Consider the following 15,226-nt stretch of genomic DNA (forward strand, 5'->3'; position numbering starts at 1 on the left):
ATTAAAGCTATGTATATTCAAAAAAAGAGGCTGAAATTTAGTCAACCTCTTTATAGTAATTATAACTGTTGCAGACAGATTACTAACACGTAAGTTTTGATTATTGTCTAATCAAGTAATCAAATGCACCAATAGCTGCTGTAGCGCCAGATCCCATGGAGATAATGATTTGCTTGTAGGCGCTATCAGTACAGTCACCTGCAGCAAAAATGCCAGGGATGTTTGTTGAACCAAATTTATCAACGACAATTTCTTGGCGTTCATTGAGTTCAATGCCACTATCTTTGAGCCAAGCAGTACTTGGTACAAGACCAATTTGAACAAAGACACCTTCAAGATCAAGATGTTTTTCTTCATTTGTATCACGCTCAACATAATTCAAACCAGTCACATGATCTTGACCAACGATTTCTTTGGTTGCAACATTTTTAAGAATGGTTAGATTATCAGTTTTAGCAGCACGTTCTTGTAAAACTTGGTCTGCCTTTAGTTCAGGTAAGAACTCTAAGACCGTAACGTGTTTAGTAATACCCGCTAAATCCAAAGCGGCTTCCAAACCTGAGTTACCACCACCGATAACAGCAACATCTTTTCCTTCAAATAGAGGACCATCGCAGTGTGGACAGTAAGTAACCCCTTTGTTACGGAATTCATCTTCACCAGGAACATTGATATTACGCCATTTGGCTCCTAAGGCTAGAATAGCAGTTTTAGCCTGTAGAACAGCACCATTAGCTAGTGTGACTTCAATGAGTTCTTTCTTCTCAATACCAGTAGCTAATTGACTTTTGATGATATCAACATTGTAAGATTTCGTATGCTCTTCAACTTGGGCCATTAACTTAGGACCTTCTGTATATAGCGTACCAATCATGTTTTCAATACCGACTGTCTCAATAACTTGTCCACCAAAGGTTTCTGCTAAAAGACCAGTTTTTAGTCCTTTGCGGGCAGCATAAATCGCAGCACTGTTTCCAGCAGGGCCCCCACCAATGACCAAGACATCATAGACTCCTTTATCGGCAAAAGCATCAGCATCAAGTGGACCATCCAATTTTTCTACAAGCTGTTCAATGGTTGCACGACCAGATGTAAATTCTTCTTGGTCTTTGTAAACTGTAGGAACAGACATGATACCTTTGGCTTTGACTTCATCTTGATACATACCACCTTCAATCATAGTGTGGGTGATATTTGGGTTCAAAACAGCCATTATATTAAAGGCTTGAACGACGTCTGGACAATTATGGCATGTTAGTGAAACATAAGTTTCAAGATTGATAGTTTTGTCAATCTTTTTGATGCGTTCAATAATATCCTCATCAACTTTTGGTGGACGACCAGAAACTTGCAAAAGAGCTAAAATGAAAGACGTAAATTCGTGCCCCATCGGTAGGCCAGAGAAAATAACACGACTTTTTTGCCCTTTCTGTGCAATACCAAAACTAGGTTGACGTTTTAAATGTGTTGATTCAAGACTAATGCGGTCAGACATAGCGACAATCTCGTCTAGAAATTCTTTTACTTTTCGAGAATTATCGTCATCTCCCAAATCGGTTTGTAATACAATATCAGATTCTAGTAAATTTAAATATTGTGCTAATTGAGCCTTGATTTCTTTATCTAAGACCATGGATACGATACCCCCTGGTTGTTAAATTTTACCTACAAGATCCAAGCTAGGAGTCAATGTTTCAGCTCCTTCTTTCCATTTGGCTGGACAAACTTCACCTGGATGTTGGCGAATGTATTGAGCAGCACGAACTTTATCAATAAGAGTGCTTGCGTCGCGTCCGATACCATCAGCGTTAACTTCCATCATTTGGATAACGCCATCTGGATCAATGATGAATGTTCCACGTTGTGCAAGACCATCTTGACCAAGAACATCAAAACCTTGAGAGATGAGATGTGAAGGATCTCCAATCATAGGATAAGTGATAGTTCCAACAACATCTGAGTCATCATGCCAAGCTTTGTGAACAAAGTGAGTATCTGTAGAGACAGAGTAAACCTCTACATCAAGAGATTTAAGTGTTTCATATTGCTCTTGAAGGTCGCCGAGTTCAGTTGGGCAAACAAATGAAAAATCTGCAGGATAGAAGCAGAAAACAGCCCATTTTCCTTTAACATCTTCATCTGTAACAGTGATGAATTCTCCATTGTGATAAGCTTGTGCTGAGAATTCAATAATTTCTTTTCCGACTAATGACAAAATAATGTCCTCCTCTATTTTTGATAGCCTAATTATAAACGAAATATTTTCGAATCTCAAAGGAAACGATTACCTTTTATAAGGAGGGAGTGCTCTGCTAATGGATAGCTTGATTTTATAGCTTGTCAAATGTCACTTTTTTTGATAAACTACTATAGTTGCGTAAAGTAACAAATACTCATTCTAAGCCGATTGTGGTCTTGTTGCCGCAGGGTGGGACTGCAAGTCTAAAGCTTAGAAGAGGAAAAAAACAATTTTTAAGGAGAAATACTCATGGCAGTAATTTCAATGAAACAACTTCTTGAGGCTGGTGTTCACTTCGGTCACCAAACTCGTCGCTGGAATCCTAAGATGGCTAAATACATCTTTACAGAACGTAACGGAATCCACGTTATCGACTTGCAACAAACTGTAAAAATGGCTGATACAGCTTACGAATTTGTTCGTGAAGCAGCAGCTAACGATGCAGTAATCTTGTTCGTTGGTACTAAAAAACAAGCAGCTGAAGCAGTCGCTGAAGAAGCTACTCGTGCTGGTCAATACTACATCAACCACCGTTGGTTGGGTGGTACTCTTACAAACTGGGATACTATCCAAAAACGTATCGCTCGTTTGAAAGAAATCAAACAAATGGAAGCTGATGGAACTTTCGAAGTTCTTCCTAAGAAAGAAGTTGCACTTCTTAACAAACAACGTGCACGTCTTGAAAAATTCTTGGGTGGTATCGAAGATATGCCTCGTATTCCAGATGTAATCTACATCGTTGACCCACACAAAGAACAAATCGCTGTTAAAGAAGCTAAAAAACTTGGTATTCCAGTTGTAGCGATGGTTGATACAAACGCTGATCCAGATGAGATTGATGTAATCATCCCAGCTAACGATGACGCTATCCGTGCCGTTAAATTGATCACTTCTAAAATGGCTGATGCTATTATCGAAGGTAACCAAGGTGAAGATGCTTCTGCAGATTTCCAAGAAGCAGCTGCAGCTGATTCAATCGAAGAAATCGTTGAAGTTGTCGAAGGTGACAACAACTAATCTTTAAGGTTAGTTAGGGCTCGATGCCCACTAAAAATAAGACAAACACCTAAGGGGCGGGGCTCAGCCCTGCCCCTTAGTTTGATAAAATAAATTTGGAGAAAACACAAAATGGCAGAAATTACAGCTAAACTTGTTAAAGAATTGCGTGAAAAATCTGGTGCTGGTGTCATGGACGCTAAAAAAGCATTGGTTGAAGTTGATGGTGATATCGAAAAAGCGATTGAATTGCTTCGTGAAAAAGGTATGGCTAAAGCAGCTAAGAAAGCTGACCGTGTTGCCGCTGAAGGATTGACTGGTGTTTATGTTCACGGTAATGTTGCAGCAGTCGTTGAAGTTAACGCTGAAACTGACTTCGTTGCGAAAAATGCTCAATTCGTTGAATTGGTAAACGAAACAGCTAAAGTAATCGCTGAGGGTAAACCAGCAAACAACGAAGAAGCACTTGCTTTGACTATGCCTTCAGGTGAAACTCTTGAAGCTGCATATGTATCTGCAACAGCTACTATCGGTGAAAAAATTTCATTCCGTCGTTTTGCTTTGCTTGAAAAAACAGATGCACAACACTTCGGAGCTTACCAACACAACGGTGGACGTATCGGTGTTGTTACAGTTCTTGAAGGTGGAGATGAAGCTCTTGCTAAACAAATCTCAATGCATATCGCTGCAATGAAACCAACTGTTCTTTCATACACTGAATTGGATGAACAATTTGTTAAAGATGAATTGGCACAACTTAACCACACAATCGATCAAGATAATGAAAGCCGTGCAATGGTTAACAAACCAGCTCTTCCACACCTTAAATTTGGTTCTAAAGCTCAATTGACTGATGCTGTTCTTGCTCAAGCTGAAGAAGATATCAAAGCTGAGTTGGCTGCTGAAGGTAAACCAGAAAAATCTGGGATAAAATCATCCCAGGTAAAATGGACCGCTTCTTGCTTGACAACACTAAAGTTGACCAAGCTTACACTCTTCTTGCTCAAGTTTACATCATGGACGACAGCAAAACGGTTGAAGCTTACCTTGAATCAGTAAATGCTTCAGTAGTAGAATTTGTTCGCTTTGAAGTTGGTGAAGGTATCGAAAAAGCATCTAACGACTTTGAATCAGAAGTTGCAGCTACAATGGCAGCAGCTCTTAACAACTAATTCTAGTTGCTAGATAAAAAGAAAAGAAGTTACGTAATCGTAGCTTCTTTTTTGTCGTAAATAGAAAACGTCTGAGTATTCCCTAGACGTAAAAATATTAATGAGCGAAGGTATTGACACCAAGGAGAAGAGAAAGCGTCCCCATGATAATACCTGCAAGGATAACTCCAAGCATAACAGCTAAAACGCTGCGTTTAAAGTCCCAATCTAGGATCGATGCTGCCAGTGTACCTGTCCAAGCTCCTGTTCCTGGAAGTGGGATACCCACAAAGAGTAAGAGGGCCCAGAAGATACCTTTGTCTCCAGCGGCTTTTTCAAGCTTTTGCCCCCCACTGTGGCCTTTTTTAAGACACCAGGTAAAGAAGCCACCAATAAGAGGTTTGTCAGCACCCCACTCGAGAACACTGCGGGCGAAGAAGAAAATAATTGGAACTGGAAGCATATTCCCGATAACACAAAGAATGAGGGCTTGCCACCAAGGAATACCTGAGGCAATAGCGACAGGTACGGCTCCACGGAGCTCAACAAGGGGAATCATAGAGATTAAAAATGCAATGATGTATTTCATGAATAACCTTTCATAGGAAAATAAAATTAGTGAGAAGTCCCAGGTGAAGTGAGTATTTCTCGATAGTGGTAAGAGGAATATTACCATAGTATAAAGTGAAAGGCTCTTGTTCTGATGAGGATTAGCTCTTCGATTGTTCAAGTTGTTTCAGCAGAATACCTAGGTTGCCTTTTCATTTTGTCTTATTTATTGTATCTTATATGACCTCTAATGACAACTTTAAAAAGCTTTTTGAGACTATAGTTTCCCATGTGCTGACATTTTTGGTATAATAATAGTCAGTTATAGTCAAATTAGACTGGAGGAATTAAGATGGCAAGAAATACATCAGACAGTATAGAAGAATATATTAAAGAATTGCTGGGCCAGTCTGGGATTGCTGAGATTCAACGTTCGAATTTAGCAGATACTTTTCAAGTTGTACCGAGTCAGATTAACTATGTTATTAAGACACGTTTTACAGAGAGTCGTGGTTATATTGTTGAGAGTAAGCGTGGTGGTGGCGGTTATATTCGTATCGTCAAGGTCAGATTTTCTGATAAACATCACAGAATCAATGCTCTACTTCAAAACTTAGCAGATCAGCTCAGCGAACAGGTTTTTACGGATTTGATTCAGTTGCTATTTGATGAAAAAATTATCACAGAACGTGAGGGGAATTTGATTTTAGCAACTGCTAGTGATGATATTCTCGGTGAGGATGCTGCTACAATTCGTTCGCGTATCTTACGCTCGCTTTTACTTAGATTGGATAGAAAAGGAAATTAGATGACGACATATTCAAGAAAAATGCAAGCCATTTTCCATCGTGCTCAGCTTGAAGCAGAGCGCTTTGGTAGTCCTTTTCTGGAGACTTGGCATGTGCTTCTAGCTATGCTTGAAGTTCCAGGAACTGTAGCCTACCTAACATTTACTGATTTTGAAGACCGTATTCGTGCGGAAGAAATTGAGACGGCTGCTGTCTTGGCTTTGGAGAAGAGTCCAACAGAGTTGTCCAAATCAGATATTATTGATTTACGTGCACAGTCACATGCTTTAGAGGCTATGCTGCAAGAGGCAGAGGGAATTGCTAAGGTGACTGGTGCCGTTGAGGTGGGTTCTGAACATGTTTTGATGGCTTTTTTGCTCCATAAGGATTTGATGGTTTGCCGTCTCCTTGAAGTTGCTGGTTTTCAATATAAGGATGACAGTGACAAGCCTCGTATTATTGATTTGCGACGTTCTTTGGAGCGTTATGCAGGTCTTAGTAAGCAAGATTTGAAGGCGATTCATGACCAGCGTAAGCCTAAAAAAGCAAAAGCATCTGGAAATTTTGCTAATATGATGCAGCCTCCTCAATCTTCTACTGGGGAACTGTCAGATTATACAAAAGATCTGACTGCAGTAGCAGAATCGGGAGCCCTTGATCCAGTCATTGGGCGTGACGAAGAAATTTCACGCATGATTCAGGTCTTGAGTCGTAAAACGAAGAATAATCCTGTTCTTGTAGGTGAAGCAGGTGTTGGTAAGACGGCCCTTGCCCTTGGTTTGGCACAGCGTATTGCTTCGGGTGACGTACCTTTCGAATTAGCTGATATGCGTATCTTAGAACTTGATATGATGAGTGTGGTTGCAGGGACTCGTTTTCGTGGTGATTTCGAAGAGCGTATGAATCAAATCATTGATGAGATTGAAGCTGATGGAAAAATCATTCTCTTTATTGACGAATTGCATACGATTATTGGCTCTGGTTCTGGTATTGATAGTACCTTGGATGCGGCAAATATTTTGAAACCTGCTCTAGCACGTGGAACACTTCACATGGTTGGAGCAACCACACAAGCTGAGTACCAAAAGCATATTGAGAAAGATGCAGCTCTTTCCCGTCGTTTTGCTAAGATTACGATTGAGGAGCCAAGCGTATCTGAAGCTATTGATATTTTGAAGGGCTTGCGTTCGTCATATGAAGTCTACCATCGTGTGACTATCACTGATGAAGCCGTCGAGACAGCTGTCAAGGCAGCACACCGTTATTTGACGAGTAAAACTTACCTGATTCGGCTATTGACCTTCTAGATGAAGCGAGTGCAACTGTTCAAGGTCGTATCAAAAAGAAGCCAAACGTGAGATAACGCCTTTGGATGAAGCACTTTTAGCTGGTGATATGAAAGCTGCTATTAAACAATATAAGGCTAGTCAAAAGGCAAAATTACCAAAACCAGCTTTGGTGGATACGGACCAGATTATGCAAACCCTTAGTCGCCTATCAGGTATTCCTGTTGAGAAGATGACTCAGGCAGATAGCAAACGTTACCTGAATCTTGAAGCTGAGCTTCACAAACGTGTTATTGGTCAAGACGAAGCAGTTTCAGCGATTAGTCGTGCTATTCGTCGTAACCAGTCAGGTATTCGTACTGGAAAACGTCCGATTGGTTCCTTCATGTTCCTTGGACCTACTGGTGTTGGTAAGACGGAATTGGCTAAGACTTTGGCAGAAGTCCTCTTTGATGATGAGTCAGCTTTGCTTCGCTTTGACATGTCAGAATACATGGAAAAATTTGCGGCTAGTCGTCTTAATGGTGCCCCTCCCGGGTATGTTGGATATGATGAGGGGGGTGAATTAACAGAGAAAGTTCGCAATAAGCCTTACTCAGTCCTACTCTTTGACGAGGTCGAAAAAGCTCACCCTGATATTTTCAATATTCTCTTACAGGTTTTGGATGATGGTGTTCTGACAGATAGCCGTGGACGTAAAGTTGATTTTTCAAATACCATTATCATCATGACTTCAAACTTGGGAGCGACGGCTCTTCGTGATGACAAAACTGTTGGTTTTGGTGCTCGAGACATTTCTCATAACCATCAAGCCATGCAGGCACGTATCATGGAAGAACTTAAGAAGGCCTACCGTCCAGAATTTCTCAACCGTATCGATGAGAAGGTTGTCTTCCATAGTCTAGAGGAAGAACAGCTTCGTGAAATTGTCAAGATTATGGTAAAACCGTTGGTATCAGCTTTGGCTGAAAAAGGGATTGAATTGAAATTCCAACCAGCTGCCCTCAAGTATTTAGCTCAAGATGGCTATGATGTTGAGATGGGTGCTCGTCCGTTGCGTCGTGCGATTCAAACTCAAGTGGAGGATAAGTTGTCTGAGCTCTTACTAGGTGGCCAAGTAGTGAGTGGACAGACCCTTAAGATTGGCTGCTCTAAAGATAAATTGACCTTTACAGTAGTGTAAAGGCTAAACAACAAAGACAGATTGCGCTTGTAATCTGTCTTTTTGTGTCAATAGGAGTCAAGCGAGTGTAAAGGCTTCAGTAAAGCGGGTGTAAAAGAAAAAGCCGAGCCAAGCTCGACTGTAACGGTCAAAGTTTCTCGTTGACAAAGGTGACAAAGTGATTCCACCAGACCTTGAGGAAGAAGCTTTTCTTAACTTCTTTACCAGCAACAAGTTCCATGCTAGGCATGCCCTGATCCGGTAGGTAGCCCTCTCCTACAAGGGTATTATCTTCAAAGGTAGCTGTTCCCACCTTGTCTCCTGATTTGACAGGGGCTTGAATCTGGTTGGTGGAGACTTTAATATGTTTAGTGTTGTCGTCATCTATTTTTTGGATGATATTAAAGTCAGACTTGGCTACAGCAGAGACCTGTTTAGACTTACCATCAAGGACATTTGCTTGACTCTTATCTATGTCTTGACCTTTCTTGGCAACGGTCTTACTTTCCCAATGATAGACCACATAGTTAAGCAGGTCATTGGTTGCGGTAAAACGGGCGTAGTCATCCGTATCGGTATGTTCAGCATTTATGATGACTGTAATAATACTCATACCACTTTCATTTGAATGGGCTACGAAGGCAGCTCCGGCCAAATCAGTGGTACCTGTTTTGAGGCCATCAACACCCTTGCGGTAACTAGGTTGCCCCTTAAGCATATAGTTAAAGGTTTTGAGTTTATTAACACCATCAAATTTGGCTTCTGTTTTTTAGTGATGTCGAGAATTTCAGGATATTCTTTAATCACATGTTGTGCAATGATAGCAACGTCCTTGGCACTCATGGTGTTTTCTTCGTCAGATTTAGAACCTGGATAGATATTATCACCCAAATAGGAATTATTGAGACCAGAGGCGTTGACAATTTTAGCATCAGTGATTCCCCATTTTTTAAGTTGGGCTTTCATTTTGTCGACAAATTTACTTTCTGTTCCTCCGATTTCCTCAGCTAGGGCAATGGATGCACTATTGGCACTGGAAATAAGAGTTGCGTCAAGTAGTTGTTTGACGGTGTATTTTCTGGCATCTAATGGGATGTTGGAAACTCCAGCACTAACAGTCAATTCAAAGGGATAGTCGGAAATATTAACCTTTGTGTTCCATTTAAGCTCTCCCTTGTCTACCGCCTGATAAACCATATAGGCTGTTAGGAGTTTGGTGATAGAACCAATCCCTGTAGAAGTAGTGGCATCTTTTTCGTATAAAATCTTACCGGTAGTTGCTTCTACAGCGATAGCATGCTTGGCTGCGGCGTCAAATCCTTTTTTCTTCTCTGCTGCAAAAGCAGGAGCTACACTTCCCAGACAGAGTAAGAAGGTCATAATAAGCGTAATTAGTTTCTTCATGGCTTGTTCCTTCGTGTATTTTGGATATTCATTATACCACATTTTGATAGGAACTTAAGGTGTTGAGAAGAAGGTTTTACGATTTCATCATTAATTCATAAGGCAAAAAAACTCCCTTTTGATATCAAAAGGGAGTTCAGTGTCTACTTGTTTCCGGTAAAGAAATTAACAATATGATTCCACCAAACTTTTAAGAAGAAGCTTTTCTTAATGGACTGGTTGGCCGTTACAGCAACTTGAGGTGGATCAGAGATATATCCTGTTCCTACGAGGTCTTTATCATCATAGGTTGCTGTTCCAATGGTATCTCCTTTTTTGATAGGTGCTGTTACCGTTTTTGCTTTGATGTTAACAGTGTCATTTTGGCTATTTATCTTTTGGACAACAGTAAGGTCTGATTCAAGTTTAGCAGAGACGGTCTTACTGACTCCATCGGCTACCTTGATATCATTTTTCTTGACGATTTGTCCCTTAGTGTTGAGTTTATTTATCTTCCAGTGTTGGACGACATAATCTAAGAGGTCATTGGTAGCTGTGAAACGGGCGGCTTCATCCTCCCCACCATTGTCAGCGTTCATAACCACTGTAATCAAGCTCATGCCATTTTCATTAGAGTGAGCAACAAAGGATGCTCCTGCGAGTTCGGTTGTTCCGGTCTTAAGTCCATCAACCCCTTCACGGTAGTTGTCTTGACCTTCCAACATATAGTTATGAGTGGTTAATTTGTTGTCACCTTCAAAATCAACTGCGCCTTGCTTGGTGATGTCAAGTACTTGGGGATAGTCCTTGATGAGGTGGTCTGCGATAATCGCAACATCCAGAGCACTCATGGTATTTTCGTCATCTGGTTTAGAGCCAGGATAACGGTTATCTCCTAGATACTTATTATTGAGCCCTGAGGCATTGTACAGTTTTGCATCAGTAATTCCCCATTTCTTTAATTGGGCCTTCATAGTATCTACAAAAGCACTCTCTGTTCCTGAGATCTTTTCAGCTAGAGCAATTGCTGCGCTGTTAGCACTACTGATGAGGGTGGCATCTAAGAGTTGTTTGACAGTATATTTTCGAAAGTCTAGTGGGACGTTTGAAACTTCTGAATCAACTGTTAAGTTGAATGGATAATCTGAGATATCTACTTCAGTATCCCAAGTAATTTTACCTTGATCAATAGCTTTATAGACCATGTAGGCTGTTAGGATTTTCGTCATTGAAGCAACACCATCGGGAGTGGTAGCGTCCTTTTCATAGAGGACTTTCCCTGTAGTTGATTCGATAGCAATCGCATGTTTAGCAGCAACATTGAAGTCATCAGTCTGCTCTTGTGCTAGGGCAGGTGTTACTAAGCCTATTAGGATTAAGGCAACCATAATGATGTGTTGTAATTTTTTCATACTCATTCCTCTGTCTCTTATGAGTGTTTATTATATCACAAAACCACCTAAATATCTGGAACCGAGAAAAGCTTGGGAGACAACTTATGCCGAAGCTCTGCCATTTTCGACTATAATATGGTAAAATGGAAGTTATATCAAATGAATGACATAAAGTTGACCAGTTCGTTGTTGTAGGGCTGGTTATGGATAAAAAGAGGGATCAAACATGGCTAAACAAACTTTTGAGATGACCTTTGCAGGACGCCCGCTTGTTGTGGAAGTGGGGCAGGTAGCCAAGCAGGCTAACGGCGCTGTTGTCGTGCGTTATGGAGATACAACCGTATTATCAACAGCTGTCATGTCTAAAAAGATGGCAACGGCAGATTTCTTTCCTTTACAAGTTAACTATGAAGAGAAAATGTATGCGGCTGGAAAGTTCCCAGGTGGTTTTAACAAGCGTGAGGGGCGCCCTTCAACTGATGCCACTTTGACTGCTCGTCTTATTGACCGTCCTATTCGTCCCATGTTTGCGGAGGGCTTTCGTAACGAAGTGCAAGTCATTAACACTGTTCTCTCTTATGATGAAAATGCTAGTGCGCCAATGGCAGCTATGTTTGGGAGTTCTTTAGCACTTTCTATTTCTGATATTCCTTTTAATGGTCCGATTGCTGGGGTTCAAGTAGCTTATGCAGCGGAAGATTTTATCATCAACCCAAGTGCAGCAGATAAAGAAGTTTCGCATTTAGACTTGACAGTAGCAGGGACCAAGGAAGCCATTAATATGGTGGAATCAGGAGCTCAAGAATTATCAGAGGATATTATGTTGCAGGCACTCTTGAAAGGGCATGAAGCTATTCAAGAGTTGGTTGATTTCCAAAATTACATTGTTGCGGCTGTTGGTAAGGAGAAGGCTGAGGTTGAACTGCTCCAAGTCGATGCTGATTTGAAGGCTGAAATTGAAACAGCTTATTATGATCAGTTAGCTAAGGCTGTTCAGGTGGAAGAAAAATTAGCGCGTGAAGCAGCAACCCAGGCTGTTAAAGAAGAGGTCCTCGCTTCTTATCAAGAACGCTTTGCAGAAGATGACGATAAAGATACTATCTTACGTGATGTGGCAGAAATTCTTGAACAGATGGAACATGCTGAAGTGCGTCGTCTCATTACCGAAGACAAGGTCCGTCCCGATGGTCGTCGTGTGGACGAAATCCGTCCTTTGGACGCAGAGATTGACTTTCTGCCAAAGGTTCATGGATCAGGTCTCTTTACACGTGGGCAAACCCAGGCTTTATCAGTCTTGACCTTGGCTCCTATGAGTGATACACAACTTGTTGATGGTTTGGACCCAGAATACAAGAAACGTTTCCTTCACCACTACAATTTTCCTCAGTATTCAGTAGGTGAAACAGGGCGTTACGGTGCGCCAGGCCGTCGTGAAATTGGTCATGGAGCCTTGGGTGAGCGTGCCCTTGCTCAAGTTCTCCCAAGCGTTGAAGAGTTTCCTTATGCTATCCGTTTGGTAGCCGAAGTCTTGGAGTCAAATGGTTCTTCTTCACAGGCTTCTATTTGTGCAGGCACTTTGGCTCTTATGGCAGGTGGGGTGCCGATTAAGGCGCCTGTTGCAGGGATTGCCATGGGTCTTATTTCAGATGGAACTAACTACACTGTTCTAACCGACATTCAAGGTTTGGAAGATCATTTTGGTGATATGGACTTTAAGGTAGCTGGTACACGTCAAGGAATTACAGCTCTTCAGATGGATATTAAGATTTCAGGGATTACACCTGCTATTCTTGAGGAAGCTTTAGCTCAAGCCAAGGTGGCTCGTTTTGAGATTCTTGATGTTATTGAGTCAACGATTGCTGAGCCACGTCCAGAATTGGCACCAACGGCTCCTAAGATTGACAGTATTCAGATTCCTGTTGACAAGATTAAGGTTGTCATCGGTAAGGGTGGTGAAGCCATTGATAAGATTATCGCTGAGACAGGTGTCACAATTGATATTGATGAAGAAGGACTTGTTCAGATTTTCTCTAGTGATCAGGATGCTATTGACCGTGCCAAAACAATCATCTTCGACCTTGTGCGTGAAGCTAAGGTTGGTGAGGTTTACACAGTACCAGTTGTGCGTATTGAAAAGTTTGGTGCCTTTGTTCACCTATTCAATAAAACCGATGCTTTAGTCCACATTTCAGAATTAGCTTGGAAACGTACAGAGCATGTCGAAGATGTGGTTAAGGTTGGGGATATGGTAACTGTTAAAATCATCAAAATCGATGAAAAAGGCCGTGTTGATGCTTCAATCAAGACCCTGCTTCCAAAACCTGAAAAAATTGAGGACGGAGAAAATGGAGGAGAGTCTCGTCACCGTCGTCGTTCTCATCATAAACCACGCCACCACAAGGAAAGTGGGGAAGCACCGAAAAAATTTGATCAATCAGAAACGAAAGAACAAACAGAAGAATGACAGAAAATCAAGAATTGCAAGTCTTTGATGAAACCTTGAGAGAATTTTTAACAGAACCAGACCATTTTTTGACTAGTCTGGCTTTAGTTAATCACCTGCAACGTACTCCAGTATTGGCGGCCCAAGACCTCTATGCGGTTGAAGTAGAAGGAAAGAAGGTTGTTCCTGTCTTTACAAGCGAGCAGGATTTGCAAGCCTTTAAAGATACTCAAGAGAGTGCTCGAGAACAAGCATGGGTAAAACGTTCAAGTTTAGATATTCTATCGCAGCTCGTTGAGGCAGGACTTTTTGGCCTTGCTTTCAATCTTAAATCCGATGGTGATTTTTCGAACACCACTCTTTTTGCAAGCAGTGAATTGATTCAATTTATCAACTACTTTACTCAGACTCTTAATAATCTTTTGAGTGAGGAAAATCAAAAGGCAGCCCCTAAAGATAAGATTTATCTTGTTCCGGCCTTTGTTCATAAGCGTGAGACGGATGGACAAGAAGATCGTTTCTTTGCAACCATGTCTAATGCAGAGGGACAGAGCTATGTGCCTGTATTTACGAACTTGACGAGCTTTGCCAAATGGTACGGAAACGAGACTTTTGGACTTCCTTTCCGTAAGGTCAAGGGAACTATTCTACAGTGGCCGTTGTCAGAAATTTATAAGCCTTCAACAGGTGAAAATGAGTTGGATAAGGTTCAAGGTATTGTCATCAATCCTTTTGATGAGCAGCCTGAGTTAGTGGATTGGTCTTATTTTGAGGATGATAGTAAGTAGTCCTAGTATTATCAAATCTCTGAAAAGATAATAAGGCCACAGTAAACAATAATGATATAAGGAGTGACCTATATGGGGTGGTGGAAAGAAAGTATTGATATTGTAAAGAAAAATGACCCAGCGGCTCGGACAAGTTTGGAGGTTCTTTTAACCTATCCTGGTCTAAAGGCTTTGGCAGCTCATCGTATCTCACATTTTCTCTGGCGCCACCATTGCCGACTTTTAGCTCGTATGCATAGTCAATTTTGGCGATTTTGGACTCAGATTGAGATTCACCCTGGGGCTCAGATTGCCGAAGGTGTTTTCATTGACCATGGTTCTGGTCTTGTCATTGGTGAAACAGCCGTTGTGGAAAAGGGAGCTATGCTCTACCATGGTGTCACTTTAGGTGGTACTGGTAAAGATGTCGGAAAACGTCACCCAACCGTTCGTGAAGGTGCTTTGGTTTCAGCTCATGCTCAAGTTATAGGTCCTATTGAGATTGGGAAAAATGCCAAGGTCGGTGCAGCAGCTGTGGTAGTTGCAGATGTCCCAGAAGATGTTACAGTTGTTGGTGTTCCTGCTAAGGTTGTACGTGTTCATGGCCAAAAGGATGAAGAAGTGATTCATGACATTGAGGAAGGCCGTGAATATTATAGCGAAAAGCTAGAAGACCTTCTAAAAGCAGCTAGCTTTCACTCATCACGTCTATAAGGAAAGAAAAAGATGAAACTCTTTAGTTCAAAGGTGACTCGACTGACCGTTGTAGGTCCACTCGCTCTTGTTTACATAGCTTTACACCGAGCTGATTATAGCATGGCAGCTTTATGGTTCTGTATTTCACTTTTATGGGCAGGTCTTGTTTACAAACAACGTCATAAGTGAGAGCTGAATCATGAACCATTTTTCAAAAATAATCCTTTTTTGGTCTTCTATATGGTGGGAAGTTTTGTATCAGTCGTCTCTCTCTTGGCTCAAGGTAAGTTGGTTTCGGCTTTATTGATTATCGTCCTTGTTGTAGTTTTATGTTTATACCTAAACCATATCAGGGATAAAAAATAGCTTCCA

General features: G+C 41.3%; 9 protein-coding genes and 3 pseudogenes. 7 read left to right on the forward strand and 5 right to left on the reverse strand.

Features of this window, described 5'->3' with window-relative positions; translation table 11 throughout:
• Positions 1 to 100 precede the first annotated feature (100 nt).
• Together ahpF and ahpC are read right to left on the reverse strand one after the other, a co-directional pair.
• Positions 101 to 1,633: an alkyl hydroperoxide reductase subunit F gene (gene ahpF, locus HSISS2_RS00360; RefSeq protein ID WP_021144822.1), complete on the reverse strand. Its 1,533-nt coding sequence runs from the start codon at positions 1,631 to 1,633 to the stop codon at positions 101 to 103.
• Between the two features lie 21 nt (positions 1,634 to 1,654).
• Complete coding sequence (ahpC, locus tag HSISS2_RS00365; RefSeq protein WP_021144823.1) at positions 1,655 to 2,215, reverse strand: alkyl hydroperoxide reductase subunit C; 561 nt, start codon at positions 2,213 to 2,215, stop codon at positions 1,655 to 1,657.
• A gap of 273 nt (positions 2,216 to 2,488) precedes the next feature.
• On the opposite strand from ahpC, the gene rpsB reads away from it, so the two are divergent.
• Positions 2,489 to 3,256, forward strand: a complete 768-nt coding sequence (rpsB, locus tag HSISS2_RS00370; protein ID WP_002886342.1) for a 30S ribosomal protein S2 — start codon at positions 2,489 to 2,491, stop codon at positions 3,254 to 3,256.
• A gap of 111 nt (positions 3,257 to 3,367) precedes the next feature.
• Positions 3,368 to 4,407, forward strand: a pseudogene (gene tsf / locus HSISS2_RS00375) (translation elongation factor Ts).
• A gap of 97 nt (positions 4,408 to 4,504) precedes the next feature.
• Here tsf and HSISS2_RS00385 read toward each other — a convergent pair.
• Positions 4,505 to 4,975 carry a small multi-drug export protein gene (locus tag HSISS2_RS00385; protein ID WP_021144826.1) on the reverse strand — a complete coding sequence of 157 codons (471 nt, stop codon included), beginning with the start codon at positions 4,973 to 4,975 and terminating at the stop codon, positions 4,505 to 4,507.
• Positions 4,976 to 5,287: 312 nt separating this feature from the next.
• On the opposite strand from HSISS2_RS00385, the gene HSISS2_RS00390 reads away from it, so the two are divergent.
• Positions 5,288 to 5,743 (forward strand): CtsR family transcriptional regulator, encoded by a 456-nt coding sequence (locus HSISS2_RS00390; protein WP_008536227.1) that lies wholly within the window; start codon positions 5,288 to 5,290, stop codon positions 5,741 to 5,743.
• A pseudogene (locus HSISS2_RS00395) lies at positions 5,744 to 8,192 on the forward strand (ATP-dependent Clp protease ATP-binding subunit).
• A gap of 127 nt (positions 8,193 to 8,319) precedes the next feature.
• On the opposite strand, the pseudogene pbp3 (HSISS2_RS00400) reads toward HSISS2_RS00395, so the two are convergent.
• Together pbp3 (HSISS2_RS00400) and pbp3 (HSISS2_RS00405) are read right to left on the reverse strand one after the other, a co-directional pair.
• Positions 8,320 to 9,575, reverse strand: a pseudogene (gene pbp3, locus HSISS2_RS00400) (D-alanyl-D-alanine carboxypeptidase PBP3).
• A gap of 143 nt (positions 9,576 to 9,718) precedes the next feature.
• A complete protein-coding gene (pbp3, locus tag HSISS2_RS00405) occupies positions 9,719 to 10,966 on the reverse strand; it encodes a D-alanyl-D-alanine carboxypeptidase PBP3 (RefSeq protein WP_021144831.1) in 1,248 nt (415 codons plus the stop codon).
• Between the two features lie 208 nt (positions 10,967 to 11,174).
• Between pbp3 (HSISS2_RS00405) and pnp the strand changes: the two genes are divergently transcribed.
• From pnp to cysE, 3 genes are all read left to right on the forward strand, one after another.
• Entirely contained in the window at positions 11,175 to 13,412 is a 2,238-nt protein-coding gene (gene pnp / locus HSISS2_RS00410; RefSeq protein WP_021144832.1) for a polyribonucleotide nucleotidyltransferase, read from the forward strand.
• Positions 13,409 to 14,179, forward strand: coding sequence for an SseB family protein (locus HSISS2_RS00415; RefSeq protein ID WP_021144833.1), 771 nt, complete (start codon positions 13,409 to 13,411; stop codon positions 14,177 to 14,179). Before pnp ends, HSISS2_RS00415 begins: the two co-directional genes overlap by 4 nt.
• Positions 14,180 to 14,251: 72 nt before the next feature.
• Positions 14,252 to 14,872, forward strand: coding sequence for a serine O-acetyltransferase (gene cysE / locus HSISS2_RS00420; protein ID WP_002886354.1), 621 nt, complete (start codon positions 14,252 to 14,254; stop codon positions 14,870 to 14,872).
• The last annotated feature ends 354 nt before the right edge of the window (positions 14,873 to 15,226 follow it).

The sequence above is a fragment of the Streptococcus sp. HSISS2 genome (assembly GCF_000448665.1).
Lineage (GTDB): Bacteria > Bacillota > Bacilli > Lactobacillales > Streptococcaceae > Streptococcus > Streptococcus raffinosi.